Genomic DNA, 816 nt, shown 5'->3' with positions numbered 1-816 from the left:
GTTGAAGTTTCCAGGGTTTTTCAAAATTGTGAGCTTCTGGGACAGAATGGAGGCTGTCATTTCTTTGGTGCTGGTCTTGCCGTTGCTGCCCGTGATGCCGATGACGGGAAGAGAAAACCGCTCGCGAAGGGAACGCGCCAAATCGCCGAGGGCCTGGAGCGTATCGTTGACGACGATGACGGCCGCTCGGTCTTTCACCCTGTTCGCCCATTCAGGCTTATGGACAATGACGACCGAGGCACCGCGCCGCACGGCCTCTTCCACAAAATCGTGCCCGTCAAAACGCTCCCCTTTCAGGGCCACGAAGACATCATTGGGCGCAAGGATTCTCGTGTCCGTGACAATGCGACCTGGAGATTCTTGGGGGGCCATCCCCAGGAGTTGCCCACGGACGGCTTGGGTCATGCCGGAAAGCGTCCACATCACGCGCCTCCTCCCGCCGCATGACCGGGCACCGTCATCCCTTTTCGGCGCGCCAAGGCGTCCCGCGCCACCAGTCGGTCGTCAAAAGGACGCACGTCGGTTCCTACGATTTGATAGGTTTCGTGGCCCTTGCCCCCGATGAATACCAGATCTCCCGGTTCGGCCCACTGAATGGCCGATTCAATGGCTTTTCGCCGGTCCACCTCCACCGTGTAGCCGGTCCTTGGAATCACAGGATCTTGGAACGAAAAGCGGACCTTTCCCGTCGATTGCACCCCGGGTTCGATTTCCCCCACGATGGCTTCAGGCCGTTCCGTTCGAGGGTTGTCGCTGGTGATTACCACCACGTCGCCCAAACGGCCGGCGACAGACCCCATGACGGGTCGCTTGGTT

1 protein-coding gene and 1 pseudogene are annotated in these 816 nt (G+C 59.8%); both read right to left on the bottom strand.

The annotated features are described in order from the left end of the window. A partial coding sequence (locus tag ABJK56_RS06975; protein ID WP_347243945.1) for a Mur ligase domain-containing protein occupies positions 1 to 423 on the bottom strand: 423 nt, incomplete at its 3' end. After that, a pseudogene (locus ABJK56_RS06970) lies at positions 423 to 816 on the bottom strand (hypothetical protein); the annotation flags it as partial. The gene ABJK56_RS06975 and the pseudogene ABJK56_RS06970, both read right to left, overlap by 1 nt.

Source organism: Thermogutta sp. (genome assembly GCF_039793925.1).
Classification (GTDB): domain Bacteria; phylum Planctomycetota; class Planctomycetia; order Pirellulales; family Thermoguttaceae; genus Thermogutta.
The sequence above is the reverse complement of the archived record's forward strand: the minus strand, read 5'-3'. Positions and strand labels throughout refer to the sequence as shown.